This is a genomic window from Streptomyces sp. NPDC090083, assembly GCF_044747445.1.
In the GTDB taxonomy this organism is placed as follows: Bacteria; Actinomycetota; Actinomycetes; order Streptomycetales; family Streptomycetaceae; genus Streptomyces.
On record NZ_JBIVED010000004.1, the window covers coordinates 779,825 to 798,512 of the forward strand.

Genomic DNA, 18,688 nt, shown 5'->3' on the forward strand with positions numbered 1-18,688 from the left:
CCTAGGAGACGAGGTCCAGGACCACTTTGCCGGTGGTCCTGCGCCCGGCGACGTCGGTCAGGGCGGTCGCGACGTCGTCGAGCGGGTGCACGCGGGAGACCAGCGGGCGCATCCCGTCCCGGACCAGCGCGGCGAGGGCGCGGTCGGCGGTGGCCACCGCCTCCGGGGCGTACTGGCGGACCGTACGGATCTCGAAGCCCCGGACGACCAGGTCCTTGAGCAGGACCAGGTTCAGCGGAATCCGCGGGATCCTCCCGTCGGCGTACCCGACCGTGACGAACCGGCCGCCCCGGCGCAGTGCCCGCAGCGCGGCCTCCGCGTGGTCGCCGCCCACCGGGTCGACGACGAGGTGGACGCCCTCGCCACCGGTCAACTCCCGTGTGCGGAGCTTGAGATCCTCGCGGACGTAGTCGACGCCGGCCTCGGCTCCGAGCTCGCGGGCGACGGCCAGCCGCTCCTGGCCGGACGCGGCGGCGACCACCCGCATCCCGAGCCGGGTCGCGATGTCGACCGCGGCCGAACCGACCCCGCCCGCGGCGCCGAGCACCGCCACCCACTCCCCCGCGCCGCCCTGTCCGACGGTGACGAGGGAGTGGTAGGCGGTGGCGTACGTGACGTGGAACGCGGCGGCGTGCACCATGTCGAGGCCCTCGGGCACCTGGCGCAGGCTCGCGACGGGTACGACGACCTGTTCGGCGAAGGCGCCGGTGAGCACCGCTCCGGCGACGGGCGAGCCGACGGGCGGGCCGGCCACGCCCGGGCCCAACTCGGCCACCACACCGGCGAACTCGCTGCCGGGCGTGAACGGCGGCGGCGCGTGCACCTGGTAGCGGTCGGCCACGATCAGCACGTCCGGGAAGTTCACCGCCGCCGCGTGCACCCGGACCAGCACCTCGCCCGGACCGGGCCGGGGATCGTCGAGTTCGACGACCGAGAGGCCTCCGGGCGGACCGTACTCCGTGCAGCGTGCGGCCCTCATCGCGCCCTTTCCGCGGTCGTCGGCATCGCCGGGTCACGGGGCAGGCCCAGCACCTGCTCGGCGATCGTGTTGCGCTGGATCTCGGCGGTGCCCGCCCCGATCGACGAGGCCCGGGTGCGGAGGAACCCCCACACCCAGCGCCCGCGTTGGACGGCATGCGGGTCGCCGCGGCCGAGGATTCCGTAGGGTCCCAGCAGGTCGAGGGCGAACTCGTGCAGCTCCTGCTCGAAGGTCACGATGGACAGCCGTGCCGTCGAGGAGGCCGGTCCGGGTTCACCCTTGGTCATGATGTCGGCGATGGTGCGCATGCCGGTGAGCCGCATGACGCGCACCCGGATCTCGAAGTCCGCGAGCCGGTCGCGGACGATCGGGTCGGCCGTGGCCCCGCGTTCCCGGGCGAGTTGGATCAGCTCGTCCAACACCCGCCGGTACAGGGCCGCTTGGTTCATCGCCCCGGCCGCGCGCTCGTGCCCCAGGCTCGTCCGCACCAGCGGCCAGCCGCCGTTCTCCTCGCCGATCCGGTCGGCCACCGGCACCCGGACGCCGTCGAGGAAGATCTCGCAGAAGTGCGCGTCGCCGGTCAGATCGCGCAGGGGCCGTACGGTCACGCCCGGGGCGTGCGCGTCGATCAGCAGGTAACTGATGCCGTCCTGGCGGGAGTCGGGCGGGCCGGTGCGGACGAGGGTGAAGAGGATGTCGGCGATGTCGGCCGAACTGTTCCACACCTTCTGCCCGTTGACGACGTACTCCTCCCCTTCGCGCCGTGCGGTCGTGCGCAGCGCGGGAAGGTCCGATCCCGCCTCCGGTTCGGAGTAGCCCTGCGCCCACACCGTGTCGCCGCGCAGCATGGGGCGAAGGTGCCGCTCCTTCTGCCCGGGCGTGCCGTACGTGATGAGGGTGGGGGCGGCGATGCCCGTTCCGGTGCCGAGGGGGCCGGGGACACGGGCGCGCGCGTACTCCTCCTGGTAGACGACCTGGCGGGCGAAGGACAGGTCCATGCCGCCGTACGCGCGCGGCCAACCCGGGCCCGCGTACCCGGCGTCGTAGAGGGTGGCGAGCCATTTCTTCTGCCAGGCGATCCGTTCGACGGGGTCCTTGGGGCGGCGCCCGGGATGACGCTCCGTCAGGAAGGTCCGCAGGCGGGCGCGGAACCGCTCGTCGGTGTCGTCCGGCGTCATCGCGGGGCCATGCGGATGGCGCCGTCGAGGCGGACGGTCTGGCCGTTGAGGTACGGGTTCTCCAGCATCTCGACGGCGAGGCGGGCGAAGTCGTCCGGGTCGCCGAGGCGTTTGGGGTGCGGCACCGTGGCGGCGAGCCCGTCGCGGATGTCGGCGCGCAGACGGCCGAGCATCGGGGTGTCCATGATGCCGGGGGCGATGGTGTTCACCCGGATCTGCCAGCTGGCCAGGTCGCGGGCGGCGACGAGGGTGATGCCGTGGACCCCGGCCTTGGCCGCGGTGTACGAGGTCTGCCCGATCTGGCCGTCGAACGCGGCGACCGACGCCGTGAGCACCACGGCGCCCCGGTCGCCGTCGACGACGTCGTTGGCGGCGAGGCGGGCGGCCGCGAGGCGCAGCACGTTGTAGCTGCCGATCAGGTTGACCCGTACGACCTCGGCGAAGGAGTCGAGGTCGCCGGGCCTGCGGTCGCGGTCGATGATGCGGGTGCGGTCGCCGCCGCGTCCGGCGCAGTGCACGACGTGGCGCAGCGTGCCGAGCCGCTGGGCGGTGTCGAGGGCGGCACCGACCTCGGCCGCGTCGGTGACGTCGGTGCGCACGAAGCGTGCGGCCTCGCCGAGGTCGGCGACGGCCTTGACGCCCTGTTCCTCGGAGATGTCGGCGAGGACGACACGTCCGCCGCGTTCGATGAGGCGGCGCGCGGTGGCTAGGCCGAGCCCGGAGGCGCCGCCGGTGACGAGTGCCGCTGAACCGTCGATGTTCACACCCAACTCCTCATGGTCTACGGGGACTCGAAGGCCCGGGACATCACAGGCCCGGGGAATCACAGGCCGAGGGACTTGCTGATGATGAGCTTCATGACTTCGCTGGTGCCGCCGTAGATGCGGGTCACGCGGGCGTCCGCGTACAGGCGGGCGATCGGGGATTCGAGGATGTAGCCGTAGCCGCCGTGCAGTTGGAGACAGCGGTCGATGACGCGCCCCTGTGTCTCGGTGCAGAACAGCTTGGTCCTGGCCGCGTCCGCGGGGTCCAGTTCGCCCGCGACGAGCGCGGTGACCGAGGCATCGAGCAGGGCTTGGGCTGCGGTCGACTCGGCGTCCAGGGCGGCGAGTTCGAACTTCGTGTTCTGGAACTGGGCCAGCGGTTTCCCGAACACGGTCCGGTCGCGGACCTGGGCGACGGTCAGGTCGATCGCGATACGGGCCTGGGCGACCGCGCCGACCGCGATGGCGAGGCGTTCCTGGGCGAGGTTGCGGCCGAGGAGGGTGAAGGCCGCGCCTTCCTCGCCGAGGAGGTTGGCGGCGGGTACGCGGACGTCGGTGAAGGCGAGTTCCACGGTGTCCTGGACGGCCAGGCCGATCTTCTCCAGCCTGCGCCCGACCGTGTAGCCGGGCATGCCCTTCTCGACGACGAGGAGGGACAGCCCGGCACGCCGGTCGGCGGGGTCGGTGGCGGTGCGGGCGACCACGATCACGAGGTCGGCGTGGTGGCCACCGGTGATGAAGGTCTTGGCGCCGTTCAGCACGAAGTGGTCGCCGTCGCGGACCGCCCGGGTGGTGATGCCCGCGAGGTCGGAGCCGGTGCCGGGTTCGCTCATCGCGATCGCGGTGTACAGCTTGCCCGAGGCCAACCCCGGTAACCAGCGGGCCCGTTGTCCGCCGTCGGCCAGGCCGGTGAAGTACGGGACGACGATGTCCAGATGGGTGCGCAGTCCGCCGAGGGTGACGCCGGCGCGTGCGCACTCCTCCTGGAGCACGACGTTGTAGCGGTAGTCGTCCTGGCCGCCTCCGCCGTACTCCTCCGGGATCGACGTGCCGATGATGCCCAGTTCGCCGAGTGCGGTGAACAGGTCGCGTGGGACGAGCCCGGCGCGCCGCCAGTCCTCGTACGACGGGACCACCTCGCGGGCGAGGAAGCCACGGACCAGCAGACGGAAGTCCTCGTGGGTCTCTTCGAACAGGGCCCGGCGCATCGGATCTCCTTCGGCTCGACCTATTTAGTATACCTAATTGGCCTCGCGCGCCAGAGCCCGGTACGGCAGAACGCGCCGTACAGCAGAACGCCCCGTGAGGCGGAATGCCGCACGGGGCGCTGCCGGTCGAGTGTCAGGGAATCAGTGCCACCAGGGGATGAGCGCGTCCAGGTGCCGGCGCATCCGGTGCCGGGCCACCCCGGCGTCGCCCTCGACGATGGCGTCCAGGATCCGCTGGTGGACGTGCTGGACCTCCTGCGCCGCCGTGTCGCCCGGCAGCGGCCGGTCATGGCCGGAGGCGTGCCGGCGGAACAGCTCGGTGATGATCGACAGGAACAGCGACAGCACCGGATTGTCGGACAGCGCGGCCAGTTCCGTGTGGAAGAGGTCGGCCTTGCGCGGGTCGTCGGCGGGACCCTCCGTGCTCCACCGCACGGCCCGGCCCAGGCGCTCGGCCACCTCCGTGTCGCCCTCCGCTACCCGGGCGGTGACCCGGGCGACGATGCCGAGTTCGATGGCGTTGCGGACGATCCGCAGGTCGTCGGCCGTGACGCCCTGGTACTCCAGGAACAGCGCCATGGTGTCGATGCTCGCCTGCGGTTCGGGCTCGGTGACGACCAGTCCGCCGCCGGGTCCGCGACGCATCCGGGCGACCGAGTGGTACTCCAACAGCCGCACGGCTTCCCGCAGTACGGCCCGGCTGATCGAGTAGCGGGCGAGCAGATCGGCCTCCGAGCCGAGCACCATGCCGGTCTGCCAGCCGCGCGCGGCGATGTCGTCGTGGATCCGGGCGGCGACCACCTCGGCGAGCTTGGCCCGCGGGCCCTCGACCAGTTCGGGCTCGACCACGGTGCCGGCGATCCGCTGTCCGCGCCGCACCCGGTGCTTCTCGATCCAGCCGGCCACCGACTCCAGGTGCGCGGTCAACTCGGTCTGGGCGCGCGCTCCGTCGTCGGCGATCACGGCGTCGACGACGGCCTGGTGCGCACGGTGCGAGGTGTCCTTCGCCGCGTGCATCTCGGACTTGGAGATCCGTCGGGAGGTGTGCGCGTAGCGTGCGGTGAGCCGGGTGAGCACGTCGACGAAGAGGTGCAGCACCGGGTTGCCCGACAGCCGGCCGAGCACGGGGTGGAGCGGGTCCTGCGAGTGGACGCCCGGGTCGTCCCAGTGGGCCAGTTCGGCCTCAAGTGCCGTGCGGAGGGTCTCGATGCCCTCCTCGGTGATCCGCTCGGCGGCGAGTCCGGCGGCGATCGGCTCCAGGAGGAGGCGCGCCTGGAGGAGGTCCGTGACGCTCGTGCCGACGTATTCGAGGTAGATCACCATGGCGCGGGTGGCCGGGCCGGCGTCGGGCGCGCAGACGATCAGGCCACCGTTCGGGCCGCGCCGCATCCTGGCGACCTGGTGGTGCTCGACGAGCCGTACGGCCTCGCGCAGCACGGCCCGGCTCACGCCCAGCCGCTCCCGCAGGTCCACCTCGGAGCCCAGTGACTCGCCCACCGGCCAGCCCTGGCGGATCACGGTCGCCTCGATACGGCGGGCGGTCTGCGCGGCCAGCTTGCCGACCGGGACACCGGTCTCGCCGTCGGCGGGCTCGCGGTCGACGGCAGTCGCCATGGCCAACTCCTCTGGGGCGGATATTGCGGATCCCCAGTCTATTCGCCACCAGGCCCGGAGGCGGGCGCTTCACCCTCTCAGCACCCAGATGAGGTCACTTTTTAGGCGGTTCGGCACTGGCTGTAGGACGACCGATCCGGTTAAAGTGACCTCATTTCCGGGCCGTGCCACGAGAGCAGGGAGCCGCCAGCGATGCGACCGGAGTCCACGCCCGAGCTCGACGCGTTCCGGAGGAAGGTGCGCGCCTTCGTCGCGGAGCACGCCCCGGGCACCAAGTCCCATGCGGGGGTTCGCGCGCCGGAGCCGGAACTGATGCCCGCGATCCGCGCGTGGACCGCCCGGTTGTACGAGGCCGGGTTCCTCGGGATCGACTGGCCGGCCGAGTACGGCGGCCGGCCCGACGCGCATCCCCTGGAGCCGTTCGTCGTCGCCGAGGAGATCGCGCGGGCCCGGACCTGGCAGCCGATCGGCGCCGCGTCGCTCGCCTCGGCCGCCCTGCTGGAGTTCGGCACCGAAGCGCAGCGGGCGCGGTTCCTGCCCCGCATCCGCTCCTGCGAGGACGTGTGGTGCCAGCTGTTCAGCGAGCCCGAGGCGGGCAGCGACCTGGCCGCGCTGCGGACCCGGGCGGTCCGTGAGGGCGAGGGCGACGACGCGGTGTTCGTCGTGGACGGCCAGAAGGTGTGGACGACGAACGGCCAGCACGCCGACATGGGCTATCTGCTCGCCCGCACCGATCACGAGGCCCCCAGGCACCGGGGCATCACGGCGTTCGCCCTCGACCTGCGCACCCCGGGCGTCGACATCCGGCCGCTGCGGGAGATCACCGGCACGACCGACTTCAACGAGGTCTTCCTTGACGCCGTCCGCATCCCCGCCACACAGGTGATCGGCCGTGTGAACGACGGCTGGCGGGTGGCGATGAGCAGCCTGGGCCATGAGCGTTCCGGCGTGGGCGCACGCGGGGTCGAACTCTTCGCCGTACTCGACGACTTGGTGCGGCTGGCCTCTCGTGCGCCGGTCGGCGGGCGGCCCGCGCTGGACGACTCGGCGACGCGGCAGGCGATCGGCGAACTGGCCGCGCGGGTGCAGGTGAACGCCGCACTGCTCGGTCTCGCCCAGTCACGGATGCTGCACGGCACGGAGCAGCCCGCCGACGCCCTCCTCGGCAAGATCTTCTTCAGCGAACTCAACCACGACCTGGTCGACTTCGGCCTCGGCCTGCAGGGCACGGACGGGCTGCTGGTCGAGGGCGACGAGGACGCCGTGGCGGACGGCTGGTGGCAGGACGCGCATCTGTACTCGCGGGCGTACACGATCGCGGGCGGGGCGAACGAGGTGCTGCGCACCCAGGTCGCGGAACGGGGGCTCGGGATGCCGCGCGAGCCTCGCGGACCGGCCCCGAAACACAAATAGACCACTTGGTCGATACGTACACCCCACGCTTCCCACCCGAACGCCGGAAAGCCTTCGCGCGCTTTCCGGACGATTGATTGTACCGATCGGTCGACGTATGGTTTCGTCAGGTGCGGGCCCGACGAGAGGACGACAGAACCATGACCGAGAGCGTGGCCGGAACCGACGTCTCCGAGGAACTGCCGGAGTACCCCTCGCCCCGATCGGGCGCGTGTCCGTTCGCTCCGCCGCCGGGGCTGCTGGAACTGCACGACACGGGCAGGGCTGTCGTCCGGGCGCGGACCTGGGACGGTACGACCCCGTGGGTGGTCACCACGCACGCGGCCCAGCGGAAGCTGCTGACCGATCCCCGGCTCAGCGCGAACATCGGGGCCCCCGGATATCCGCACACGACCGAGGCCATGAAGGCGCACGCGGCCCATATCCAGCCGTCGATCAACAACACCGACGGTGCCGAACACACCCGCTGGCGCCGGATGCTGACGAGTTCGTTCACCCGGCACCGGATGGAGCGGATCCGTCCGGAGATCCAGCGGATCACCGACGACCTCATCGACAGGATGCTCGCGGGCCCCAACCCGACCGAACTCAACGAGGCGCTGTCGCTCCCGCTGCCGTCCCTGATGATCTGCGCACTCCTCGGGGTGCCGTACGAGGACCACGACTTCTTCCAGGAGCACGCGGGCGTCACCAACGCGCGCTTCAAGACCCCGGAGAAGGCGGCGGAGAGCACCGCGACCGTGCGTCGCTACATCGCCGGGCTCATCGAGGCCAAGATGGCCGACCCCGGCGAGGACGTCCTCTCCGACCTCGGCGCGCGCATCGAGGCGGGCGAGCTGTCCATGGAGGAGGCCGCGCCCCTGGGACACATCCTGCTGGTCGCCGGGCACGACACCAGCGCGAACATGATCACGCTGGGCACCGCGCTGCTGCTGGAGAACCCAGGCCAACTCGCGGGCCTGCGCGCGCACTCGGACGACCCCGCCTATGTGACGAGCACGGTCGAGGAGCTGCTGCGCTACCTCACCATCCCCCATCTGCTGGCCCGCCGCGCGGTGTTGGACGACATCGAGATCGACGGCGAGGTCATCCGCGCGGGCGAGGGTGTCATCGCCTCACTGCCGGCCGCCAACTGGGATCCGCAGGCCTTCCCCGACCCCGGGACACTTGACCTCACCCGCCCCGCGGCGCACCACCACGCGTTCGGCTGGGGCCCGCACCAGTGCGTGGGGCAGCAGCTCGCGCGCATCGAACTCCACGTCGTCTTCAGCACGTTGTTCCGCCGGGTCCCGACCCTCCGACTCGCCGCGGACGTCTCGGAGTTGACGTTCAAGGAGGACTCCCAGGCCTACGGCATCTACGAGTTGCCGGTGGCCTGGTGATCCCACCTTCCGGAACACGTCACAGGAGCAGTTCGATGACGGTGGCGTTCGCGGTGCCGCCGCCCTCGCACATCGTCTGCAGGCCGTAGCGCAGGCTCCGTTGGCGCATCCGGGCGAGCAGCCGGGTCATCAGGATGGCGCCGGAACCGCCGAGCGGGTGACCGACCGCGATGGCGCCGCCGAGCGGGTTGAGCCGCTCCGGGTCGGCGCCGGTCTCGGCCAGCCACGCCAACGGCACCGGCGCGAACGCCTCGTTGACCTCGTACGCGCCGATCTCGTCGATGGTCAGGCCGGAGCGGCGCAGCACCTTCTCGGTCGCGGGGATCGGGCCGGTGAGCATCATGACCGGGTCCGCGCCGCTCACCGCGCCCGAGTGGTAGCGCGCGATCGGCCTGAGGCCCAGCTCCCGGGCCCGTTCGGGGGTGGTGATGAGCAGGGCGGCGGCGCCGTCGGAGATCTGCGAGGCGTTCCCGGCGTGGATCACGCCGTCCTCCTTGAACGACGGCTTGAGCTTCGCGAGGGTCTCGACCGACGTGCCGCGCCGCAGGCCCTCGTCGACGGTGACCTTGGTGCCGTCGACGACGAGCGGCACCACGTGGTCGTCGAAGATCCCCGAGTCGATCGCCGCCGCGGCCTTGGCGTGCGACGCGGACGCGAACTCGTCGAGCCGGGTCCGGCTGAGCCCCCACCGCTCGGAGATCAGCTCGGCTCCGACACCCTGGCTGAACCGGAACCCGTCGTAGCGGGCCAGCACCGCGGGTCCGTACGGCTGTCCGGTGGTGCGGTGCGAGCCGAGCGGGACCCTGGTCATGGTCTCCACGCCTCCCGCCACCACCAGGTCGTACTGCCCGGCCATCACGGCGTGCGCGGCAGAGTCGACGGCCTGCTGACTCGAACCGCAGGCCCGGTTGATCGTCACTCCGGGCACATGCTCGGGCCAGCCCGCCGCGAGTGCGGCGAACCGGGCGATGTTGCTCGACTGATCGCCGATCTGGGTGACGCAGCCCCACATCACGTCGTCGACGGTGCCGGGGTCGATGCCGGTGCGCTCCACAAGGGCGGTGAGCACATGCGCGGACAGGTCCGCCGCGTGCACCGCGGCCAGGGAGCCGTTGCGCTTGCCGATGGGGGTGCGGACGGCGTCGACGATGACGGCTTCGGGCATGGCAGGGTCCTCTCGGGTCAGTGGGGGAACTGGACGGCGGCGCCGCTCTCGACGAACTCGTCGGCACCGGCGATCAGCCAGTCCCGGAGGACGGCGCGTGTGTCGGCGCCGACGGGCGGTGCTGCCGGTCCGGGGCTCGACGGTGTCGCCGAGAAGCGCGGTGCCGCGCCGGGCTGGACCACCCCGTCGCGGGTGAACAGGCTGCGACGTTCGGCCAGTTGGGGATGGGCCGCCGCCTCGGTGAGGCCGAGGACGGGGGCGACGCAGGCGTCGGTCCCCGCGAACAGGGCGGCCCATTCGTCACGGGTGCGTTCCGCGAAGCGTTCGGTCAGCCGGCGGCGCATGTCCGGCCAGGTGGTCCGGTCGTGCTGGCGCTCCGGGTCGACGTCGAGCTTCAGCAGGTCGATCAGGCACCGGTAGAACTTCGGTTCCAGGGCGCCGACCGCCATGTGGCGGCCGTCCTTGGTCCCGTAGACGGCGTAGAACGGCCAGCCGCCGTCGAGTTGGTTGATGCCGCGCTCGTCGGTCCACGCGCCGCGCCCGAGCTTGCCGAAGGTGCTCGCGAGAAGGTGGGCGGTCCCGTCGACGATCGCCGCGTCGACGACCTGGCCGACTCCCGTGCGTCCTACGGCATGCAGGGCCGCCAGCACACCGATCACGAGGTAGCAGCCGCCGCCTCCGAAGTCGCCGACGAGGTTGAGCGGTATCTGCGGTGGACCGGCCGCGTCCCCGATCGCGCCGAGCGCGCCGGTGAGGGCGATGTAGGTGAGGTCGTGTCCCGCGGTCTCCGCGAGGGGTCCGGTCCGGCCCCAGCCGGTCATCCGGCCGTAGACGAGCCGGGGGTTGCGGGCCAGGCAGGCGTGTGGTCCGATGCCGAGCCGTTCGGTCACGCCGGGCCGGAAGCCCTCGATCAACACGTCGGCGCGCGCGGCGAGTTCGAGGAGTGCGGCGGGTCCTGCCGGGTGCTTGAGATCGAGGACGACCGACCGCTTGCCACGGTTGAGGACGTCCGCGGGGCCGCCCGCGTCGGGTTCGTCGGCCCGCTCGGGCCGGTCCACCCGGACGACCTCCGCGCCGAGATCGGCGAGGAACATGCCGGCGAACGGTCCCGGACCGATGCCACCGAGTTCGACCACACGGCATCCGGCCAGCGGTCCTGAGGTCATCGACACCCTCCCTGACGGCCCCCATCGAGGTCACTCATCGCGCTGCGGCGTCCTCAGCGTCCGCGCCAGACCGGCGGGCGCTTCTCGGCGAACGCGGCGGCCCCTTCCCGCGCGTCCTCGGACGAGAACACCGGCGAGGCGATCTCGGCCTGCCGGGTCCAGCCCTCCTCCGACGTCCAGTCGGCGGCGGAGTGCGCGATCCGCTTGGTCGCGGCGACGGCGAGCGGGCCGTTCGCCGCGATCGTGCCGGCCAGTTCCAGGGCGCCGGCGAGCGCGCCGCCCTCGTCCGTGAGCCGGTTGACCAGTCCGACCTCGGCCGCCCGTTCGGCGGTGATCGGCTCGCCGGTCAGCAGCAGCTCCAGCGCGACGGCGTACGGGATGCGCCCGGGCAGGCGCAGCGCGGCCCCGGCCCGCGCGACCAGGGACCGCTTGACCTCCGGCACGCCGACCCGCGCCGAGCGGGCCGCCACGACGAGGTCGCAGGCGAGGACGAGCTCGAAGCCGCCGGCCAGCGCCCAGCCCTCGACGGCGGCGATCAGCGGTTTGCGGGGCGGGGTGATGGTGATCCCGCACAGTCCGCGGCCCTCGATCGCGGGGCTCTCGCCGCGCAGCCACGCCTTGAGGTCCATCCCCGCCGAGAACGTGCCGCCCGCGCCGGTGAGCACGCCGACCCGCAGGTCGTCCGTCTCGTCCAGTTCGTCCACGGCGGCGGCGACACCCGCGGCCACCCCGGCGTCCAGCGCGTTCCTCACCGCGGGACGGTTGATCGTGATGACCTGGACCGCGCCCCGGCGTTCCACCAGCACCTCGTCCGACACCCTTGCCTCCTGAGTCGTCATCCTCGATTGCCCTTCACCTGCCGCCGACCGCGAACCGCTCCAGTTCGTGGGCGACCATGCCGTCCAGGTCCTCGGCCGGTGGCACGGGGAGTTCGACGGCGCGGTCCCTGGTCGGCAGGAGCACGACCGCCGTTCCCGGTGTGGTGACCTCGCCGCGCTGGTTCTCGCAGCGCACCTCGATGTGCACCTCGGCCCGCCCGTCCACCCGTCGCTTGTCGACGACCGTGCCGCGCACCCACGTGGTGTCGCCGAGGTAGTTGAACTTGCGGTGTTCGCAGCGGAGTTGCCACAGCCAGCCGTCGTCGCCGATCCAGTCGGTGAGCAGATGGCAGAGCCAGGTCTCGCGCATCCCGCCGTAGTCGTAGGGATGGGGAAGGCCCAGCTCGCGGGCCCGTTCGGGTTCCCAGTGCAGGCGCTGCACGGTGTCGGGGACGCCCAGCCGGTTGGGCGGGTAGAGTCCGGGCGCTTTGCGCCGTACGGCCGCCGCGATGCCGAACGCGCCGGGCGGAGTGAGCTGCATGCCCCAGCCGAGATGCCAGACGATCACGTCCGTGGTGGTCAGCGGGCCCTTCACCCGGGGTTGCAGGACGTCGCCGATCTCGACGTCCTCCCAGTGGCGGGGTTCGGCGCCGCGCCGGGTCTCGGCGGCGTACGCCGCGTCGATCTCGGCGAGTTGGCCGGGCGTGTACGGCGGTTGTTCGCGTGCCTCCTTGGCCCGCTTCCTCGACGTGTGCCGCTCGGCGTTGATCCAGGTGCCGCGCCGCAGGGCGTGCATCTCGCCGCGCCCGTTGGCGTAGAGGTAGTCGCGGACGACGTGTGCCGTGCGTCCGCCGAAGCTGCTCTGTTTGAGCCGCACCCCGACCTGGGTCTGCAACACCCGGCAGCGGTCGCCTAGTTGCAGCGGTCGCCACCACTCGAACTCCATCACCGCCTGGTAGGAACCGAGGCCCGCGAAAGGGTCGCCCTTGAGGAGTGCCCTGGTCTCCGGGTCCGGTGCCGGGGCCGCGTCCTCCCCCATCGTGTAGAGGAAGGTCGGGGGTGCGACGAGGGCACCCCAGCGGGTCTCCGCCGCGTACGCGGGGTCGCAGTAGAGCGGGTTGGCGTCGCCGTAGCCGTAGGCGAAGTGGCGCGAGCCGTCCCAGGTGACCTCGTGGTTGTGGGGCGGGTTGTGCTGCGGCTGGGGTACGCCGAGGCGTTGCCGGGAGCGTTCGACCGCCTCGTCCGTCAGCATGCCGAACCGCTCGGCCGCCTTCTCTCCGGTGCCGCTCACCGCTCAACCTCTGTGCTGCTCATGGCAGTTCGTTCTTCGCCGGGTGGGGCCTCGGCCTGCTCGGCGCTCCGTGCCCTTACGAGGTCGAGCAGTTCGACGCGGCTCACCTTGCTCGACGGTGTGCGGGGCAGTTCGTCGACGACGACGATGTGGGCCGGCACCTCGTACGGAGTGAGCCGACCCCGGCACAGGGCGGTCAGTTCGGCCGGGTCGACAGCGGGCTGTCCTGGCCCCAACTCGACGGCGGCGACCGGCACTTCGCCCAGCCTCGGGTCGGGCAGCCCGGCGACCGCCGCCTCGCGTACGGCCGGATGGGTCTCCAGGACGCGCTTGACCGTCTCCGGCCGTACTTTGAAGCCGCCGCGGATGATCGCGTCGTCGGCGCGGCCCTCGATCCACACGAAGCGGTCGGCGTCGATCCGGGCCAGGTCGCTGGTCCGCACCCAGGTGCGACCGCCGTGGGTGCTCTGCTCGGTGCGTACTTCGAGGCGTCCGGTCCGACCGGCCGGCAGTTCGGCTCCGTCGTCGCCGGTCACCCTCAACTCGACGCCCGCGAAGGCGCGTCCGGCGCTGCCCGCCTTGCGCCGCCACCAGCGGTCGTGCAGCGGCAGGGTCCAGCCGGCGACGGCCCCGGCGAACTCCGTCGCGCCGTAGGTCATCAGGACGGGGATGCCGTAGGTCCGGTAGAAGGCGTCGGCGAGTTCGGGCGGGCAGGGTGCCGTGCCCGAGGTGACGACCTGGAGGGTCGCTAGTCGTTCCCGCGGTACGGGCGCGTCGAGTACGGCGCGCAGCGCGGCCGGTACCAGGCTCGCCGCGCGCAGCCGGTGGCGTTCGACGGCAGCGGCCCAGGGTTCGACGGCGAACCTCGGCATCAGCAGCATGCGGCGTCCGGTGGCGAGGCAGGCCAGCGCGCGCCACAGTCCGCCGATGTGCACGAGCGGTGTGGCCACGAGGGACGCGGATTCGGACAGCAGCCTGGTCGGCTTCGGGGTCTGCCCGCCGGAGACGAGGGCCTGGTCGAGCTGGCCGATGCGCAGGTGGACGCGTTTCGGGGGGCCGGTGGTGCCGGAGGTGAGCATCTCCACCGCGATGCCCGGGCGGGCGGAGGCCTCGGCCGGTGCCGTGCCGCCGAGGGGACGCGGAGTGCCGTCGGCGCCGAGTTCGAGGGCTGCTCCGTGCGTGGTCACGGCGTCGAGGACGCCCTCGCGGGCCAGAACCTCGGCTCCGGCCACCACGACGGGCGGCGCGCAGCCGGTGAGGTCTGCTGCGAGGCGTGCGGCGGGCTGGAGCGGGCTGAGCATGACCAGGCAGCGTCCGGAGGCGATGACCGCGGCGACCACGGCGACGTGTTCGGGCCGGTTCTCCAGGACGACGCCGACGCGGGCTCCGGCGTGCAGGCCCATCGCGTCGAGCGTCTCGTGGAGCTCCTTCGCGGTCCGCTGGACCTGCCCCCAGGTCCACCAGCACTGGTCGTACTCGATCGCCTCGGCGGCCGCGGGCGCTTCGGCCAGCAGGCGGGACAGGCGGTCGCGGATTCCCACGTGATCAGCCTTTCGACAGGACGCCGGTCTCAGATTCCGACCAGGTCGGCCAACCGGGCCCGGTGTGTCGCCGGTCCCCCGAACAACTGCTCCGACGACTTCGCGCGTTTGAGATACAGGTGCGCGTCGTGCTCCCAGGTGAAGCCGATGCCGCCGTGGATCTGGATGTTCTGCTGGGCCGCGTGGGTGAAGGCGTCCGCACAGCAGGCCGCGGCCAGCGCGGCGGAGACCGGGAGTCCGGACGAGCCCTCGGCGGCCACGGTCGTCGCGTGGTAGGCCGCCGAGCGGGCGCCCTCGACCTGGACCAGCAGGTCGGCGCACATGTGCTTGACCGCCTGGAACGACCCGATCGGCCGCCCGAACTGGACCCGGACCTTCGCGTACGCCACGGCCGCGTCCAGACAGGCCTGCGCTCCGCCGACCTGCTCGGCGGCGAGTGCCACGGCCGCCAGGTCGAGCACGGTCCGCAGCCGGGCGGACGCGTCGCCGTCGGGGCCGACCCGGTACGCGGGGGCGGCGTCGAGGTCGACGCGTGCCAGCCGCCGGGTCGGGTCGAGGGTCTCCAGCCGGGTGATTCCGACCCCGGGAGCGTCCGCGTCGACGGCGAACAGTCCGATGCCGGGGCCGGTGCGCGCCACGACGAGGATCAGGTCGGCGGTGTGGCCGTCGACGACGAACATCTTGGTGCCCGACACGGTCCCGTGCGCGGCCGTCGTCTCCACGTCGTCGAGATGCGGGGACCCGCTCATCTCCGTGAGCGCCAGCGTGGCCGTCATCGAGCCGTCGGCGATCCTGGGCAGCCAACGTGCCTTCGCCGTCTCGTCGTTCGAGGCCGCGAGGGCCTGGCCGGCGAGGGCCACGGTCGCGAAGTACGGCGACGGCAGCAGGACCCGTCCCAGTTCCTCCAGTACGATGCCCAACTCGACCGGGCCGCCGCCGGAGCCGCCGTACGCCTCGGGCAAGGCGACTGCGTGCAGGCCCAGTTGGTCCGCCATCTGTCGCCAGAGCCGGCGGTCGTACCCCTCGGCGGAGTCCATCGCGCGGCGCACCGCCGCACTCGGCGCCTTGTCGGCGAGGAACCGCCGCAATGTCGCGCGGAGTTGTTCCTGCTCCTCGGTGAACGTCAGTGCCACTGCGGTGCCTTGGAGCGGAGATAGGCGGGGAAGTCGGGGATGCGGGTACGGTCCACGATCTCGATGCGGACGCCCCAGGGGTCGAGGTGGTAGGCGAAGACCGACATCGAGCCGTCGGCCGTCGCGCAGGCCTCCAGCGGGAAACCCGCCTTCTCCAGCCGTGCGGAGGTGGTCTCCAGGTCGTCGCAGAAGTAGCCGAGGTGGTGGGTGGCGAGATGTGCGGCGGGTGTCCACGGTGTCCCCGGGATCTCCTGCACGAGTTCGATGTGCGGGGCGTCGAGTGAGTACGCGTAGCGCAGCGGGAGCACACGCTCGCCGTCGGCGAGACGGACCGGGAGGTCGGCGGCCATGGTGTCGGTCCAGCGGTGGCCCGCGACCTCGGTCAGCCGGGTCTTCCAGGCCTCGATGTCGGGGACGACGATTCCCGTGTGGTACAGGTCTGTCGGGCTGAGCGGCGGTGTCATGGGGGCGCTCACCACTCCAGCCGGAGCTGCTTGATGCCGTACATGTTGCCGTGCTGTTCGAGGTCCTGGCCGGGGGTGATCCGGTAGTCGGGGATGCGCCGGTGCCATTCCGCGACGGCCACGGTGAGTTCGAGGCGGGCGAGGTGCGAGCCCAGGCAGCGGTGCGGGCCGGAGCCGAACGCGATGTGGTTGCCGGCCTTCCGTCCCAGGTCCACGTCGAGGGGGCGCTCGAAGCGTTCGGGGTCGCGGTTGCTGACCGCGAGCGGGAGCATCACCATCTCCCCCGCCCTGACCGGGCAGCCGCCGATCTCGACGTCCTGGGTCGCCTTGCGGGCGGGCACGACGAACGAGTAGACGCGCAGGATCTCCTCGACCGCGGTGGGGATCAGCGCGGGGTTCCCGACGATCGCCCTTCGCTGTTCGGGATGCGTGGCGAAGTGGTAGAGGGCCCAGCCGATGGAGATCGGGACGGTGTCGAAGCCGGCCTGGAACAGCAGGACGCAGAAGGCGTGCATGTCCCGGTCGCTGATCGGTTCGCCGTCGATCGTCCAGGTCATCGCGCGGGACAGCAGGTCGTCGCGTGGCGCGTCGCGCCGGACGGCGATCTGTTCGTCGAAGTACTCCGACACGGCGCGCATGGCGCTCAACTGCCGCTCGCCGTGCGGGTCTTCACGGTGGGACAGGTGCAGCAGCTCGTGGATCCAGTCGAGGAACCGCGCGAGGTCCTCCTCGGGCAGTCCCATCAGACGCATGAAGATCAGGGTCGGGAAGCGGCGGGCGAACGCGTCGAGGACGTCGGCGCGTCCCCTGTCCTTCAGCTCGTCGACGAGACCGGAGGCGACCTCCCGGATCTCCGGTTCCCGGGCGGCGACGGTCTTGGGCGAGAAGGCGCTGCCCAGCAGCTTCCGCCACGCGGTGTGCCGGGGCGGGTCGAGCATCTCGGGGATCCACAGGAACGCGGGGTCGGGGTCGAGCGCCGTCACGGAGGTGTTCGAGAAGGTCCGCCAGTCCTGGAGGGCCTTCTGCACGGCCTCGCCCTCGGTGACGACCCAGTAGCCGCGCGCGATGGTGCTGCGGAACCCGGTGTGGGTGCGGGCCATCTCGTCCCAGCGTTCCTGATGGCTGAGGACCGGGCCGCCGAGGCGGTTGTCGAAGTCGTAGGCAGGGACGCCCCGGTGGGTCCCGTCGGGTTCGAGGGGCGCGCTCATGACGGCTCCTTCCGCACGGTCCGTTCGTGTCCTGCGGCCTTCATGTCGCCGCACCGTCGATCTTCAGCGCGATCAGCTCCTCGTCGGAGAGGCCGAGCGAGCGCAGGACCTCGTCGGTGTGCTCCGCGAATTGGGGCGCCCTCGTCAGGCCGACCGGTGTCTCGTCGAACTGGACAGGGCTGGCGACGAGTTCACGGTCCACGCCGTCGGCGTCGACGACCGGTGCGATGAGCCCGTTGGCGCGCAGCGAGGTGTCCTGGCCGACCTCCCAGGCGTTCTGCACGGCCGCCCACTGGCCCTCTCCCCGGGAGAGGATCTCGACCCACTCGGCGTAGGGGCGGGACGCGAGGAGACCGGCGACGATGCCGGCGGCCTCGGCCGCGTTGGCCATCAGCTTCTCGGTGCTGTCGAAGCGTTCGTCGGTGCCCAGTTCCTCGCGGCCGGCGAGCTTGCAGAACTCGGCCCAGTAGCGGCCGGGTTGGAGCATCGACAGTTCGATCCAGCGTCCGTCCGCGGTGAGGTAGGCGCCGATGAGCGGGTTGGTGCGCGATCCGTGCCGGGGCTGGACGTTCACCGGGAGCGGGCCGCCGTTCATCAGCGCCAGGTTGACCGTGAACTGGGTGGCCCAGGCGCCGACGCCGAGCAACGACACGTCCACGACGGACGGTTCGCCGGTCGTCGCGCGGGAGTAGAGGGCGGCGGCGATGCCACCGGCGATGGTCATCCCGCCCATCGAGTCGCCGTAGGCTCCGGCGGGCATGCGGGTCATCCGGTCCGCGCCCTGCGGGGTGACGCCGGCGGCGCTGCCGCCGCGTGCCCAGAAGGCGGTGCTGTCGTAGCCGCCCTTGGTGGCCTCGTCACCCCGAGGTCCGAAGCCGCTGCCGCGCACGTAGATGATGTCCGGGTTGACCGCGCGGATGTCCTCGACGTCCATGCGCAGTCTCACGCGTGCCTCGGGCAGGAAGTTCGTGAGGAAGACATCGCTGGCGCGGACGAGGTCCTCGAACACCTTGCGGGCGGAGGGTTTCTCCAGGGCGAGGCCGACGCTGCGCTTGCCCCGGTTGGGGCCCTCGACTATGGGGAAGAACGAGGACCCCTTGCTGGCGGCCTCGTAGCCGAGGACCCGGACCAACCCGCGCTGGGCGTCGCCGCGTTCGGCGTGTTCGATCTTGATCACGTCGGCGCCCCAGTCCGCGAGCACGGCGCCCGCCGCCGGGACGAAGGTGAACTGGGCTACTTCGAGAACGCGTACGCCCTCCATCGGCCTGCGCATCGACCAACTCCTCATACTCATTCCGCCGTCACGCGCTCCGAGTATGGACCGAACCCCGCTAAAAAGTATACTGTTTTGCCGTCACCGACCG

Annotated in this window: 16 protein-coding genes; 2 read left to right on the forward strand and 14 right to left on the reverse strand. The window is 71.8% G+C overall.

Annotated elements, in window-relative coordinates:
• Position 1: 1 nt before the first annotated feature.
• The 5 genes from ACIPTO_RS18715 to ACIPTO_RS18735 all read right to left on the reverse strand — a co-directional run bounded on the left by ACIPTO_RS18715 (position 2) and on the right by ACIPTO_RS18735 (position 5,743).
• Complete coding sequence (locus ACIPTO_RS18715; RefSeq protein WP_401193335.1) at positions 2-979, reverse strand: NADPH:quinone oxidoreductase family protein; 978 nt, start codon at positions 977-979, stop codon at positions 2-4.
• Entirely contained in the window at positions 976-2,157 is a 1,182-nt protein-coding gene (locus ACIPTO_RS18720; RefSeq protein WP_401193338.1) for an acyl-CoA dehydrogenase family protein, read from the reverse strand. The genes ACIPTO_RS18715 and ACIPTO_RS18720 overlap by 4 nt, the downstream gene beginning before the upstream one ends.
• Positions 2,154-2,921: an SDR family NAD(P)-dependent oxidoreductase gene (locus ACIPTO_RS18725; RefSeq protein ID WP_401193341.1), complete on the reverse strand. Its 768-nt coding sequence runs from the start codon at positions 2,919-2,921 to the stop codon at positions 2,154-2,156. The genes ACIPTO_RS18720 and ACIPTO_RS18725 overlap by 4 nt, the downstream gene beginning before the upstream one ends.
• 59 nt (positions 2,922-2,980) lie before the next feature.
• On the reverse strand, positions 2,981-4,129 hold the full coding sequence (locus ACIPTO_RS18730) for an acyl-CoA dehydrogenase family protein (protein WP_401193344.1): 1,149 nt from the start codon (positions 4,127-4,129) through the stop codon (positions 2,981-2,983).
• A gap of 141 nt (positions 4,130-4,270) precedes the next feature.
• Positions 4,271-5,743, reverse strand: coding sequence for a FadR/GntR family transcriptional regulator (locus ACIPTO_RS18735; RefSeq protein ID WP_401193347.1), 1,473 nt, complete (start codon positions 5,741-5,743; stop codon positions 4,271-4,273).
• Between the two features lie 192 nt (positions 5,744-5,935).
• Here ACIPTO_RS18735 and ACIPTO_RS18740 point away from each other — a divergent pair, with 192 nt between their 5' ends.
• Positions 5,936-7,156: an acyl-CoA dehydrogenase family protein gene (locus ACIPTO_RS18740; protein WP_401193349.1), complete on the forward strand. Its 1,221-nt coding sequence runs from the start codon at positions 5,936-5,938 to the stop codon at positions 7,154-7,156.
• A gap of 140 nt (positions 7,157-7,296) precedes the next feature.
• The gene (locus ACIPTO_RS18745) at positions 7,297-8,538 is read left to right on the forward strand and encodes a cytochrome P450 (protein WP_401193352.1); all 1,242 of its coding nucleotides are present in this window, start codon (positions 7,297-7,299) and stop codon (positions 8,536-8,538) included.
• A gap of 19 nt (positions 8,539-8,557) precedes the next feature.
• On the opposite strand, the gene ACIPTO_RS18750 is transcribed toward ACIPTO_RS18745, so the two are convergent.
• Genes ACIPTO_RS18750 through ACIPTO_RS18790 form a run of 9 tightly spaced genes read right to left on the reverse strand, consistent with a single transcriptional unit; the run spans position 8,558 to position 18,597 of the window.
• Positions 8,558-9,703 carry a thiolase family protein gene (locus ACIPTO_RS18750; protein ID WP_401193354.1) on the reverse strand — a complete coding sequence of 382 codons (1,146 nt, stop codon included), beginning with the start codon at positions 9,701-9,703 and terminating at the stop codon, positions 8,558-8,560.
• Between the two features lie 17 nt (positions 9,704-9,720).
• Positions 9,721-10,869: a CaiB/BaiF CoA transferase family protein gene (locus tag ACIPTO_RS18755; protein ID WP_401193356.1), complete on the reverse strand. Its 1,149-nt coding sequence runs from the start codon at positions 10,867-10,869 to the stop codon at positions 9,721-9,723.
• A 53-nt stretch (positions 10,870-10,922) separates the two neighbouring features.
• Positions 10,923-11,687: a crotonase/enoyl-CoA hydratase family protein gene (locus ACIPTO_RS18760; protein ID WP_401193667.1), complete on the reverse strand. Its 765-nt coding sequence runs from the start codon at positions 11,685-11,687 to the stop codon at positions 10,923-10,925.
• Positions 11,688-11,721: 34 nt separating this feature from the next.
• Positions 11,722-12,978, reverse strand: coding sequence for a MaoC family dehydratase N-terminal domain-containing protein (locus ACIPTO_RS18765; protein WP_401193359.1), 1,257 nt, complete (start codon positions 12,976-12,978; stop codon positions 11,722-11,724).
• Positions 12,975-14,519 carry a class I adenylate-forming enzyme family protein gene (locus tag ACIPTO_RS18770; RefSeq protein ID WP_401193362.1) on the reverse strand — a complete coding sequence of 515 codons (1,545 nt, stop codon included), beginning with the start codon at positions 14,517-14,519 and terminating at the stop codon, positions 12,975-12,977. Before ACIPTO_RS18770 ends, ACIPTO_RS18765 begins: the two co-directional genes overlap by 4 nt.
• Positions 14,520-14,548: 29 nt before the next feature.
• Positions 14,549-15,652 (reverse strand): acyl-CoA dehydrogenase family protein, encoded by a 1,104-nt coding sequence (locus ACIPTO_RS18775; protein WP_401193364.1) that lies wholly within the window; start codon positions 15,650-15,652, stop codon positions 14,549-14,551.
• A complete protein-coding gene (locus ACIPTO_RS18780; protein WP_401193367.1) occupies positions 15,643-16,116 on the reverse strand; it encodes a VOC family protein in 474 nt (157 codons plus the stop codon). The genes ACIPTO_RS18775 and ACIPTO_RS18780 overlap by 10 nt, the downstream gene beginning before the upstream one ends.
• An 8-nt stretch (positions 16,117-16,124) precedes the next feature.
• Positions 16,125-17,324, reverse strand: coding sequence for a cytochrome P450 (locus ACIPTO_RS18785; protein ID WP_401193370.1), 1,200 nt, complete (start codon positions 17,322-17,324; stop codon positions 16,125-16,127).
• A gap of 40 nt (positions 17,325-17,364) precedes the next feature.
• Complete coding sequence (locus tag ACIPTO_RS18790; protein ID WP_401193373.1) at positions 17,365-18,597, reverse strand: CaiB/BaiF CoA transferase family protein; 1,233 nt, start codon at positions 18,595-18,597, stop codon at positions 17,365-17,367.
• Positions 18,598-18,688: the final 91 nt, after the last annotated feature.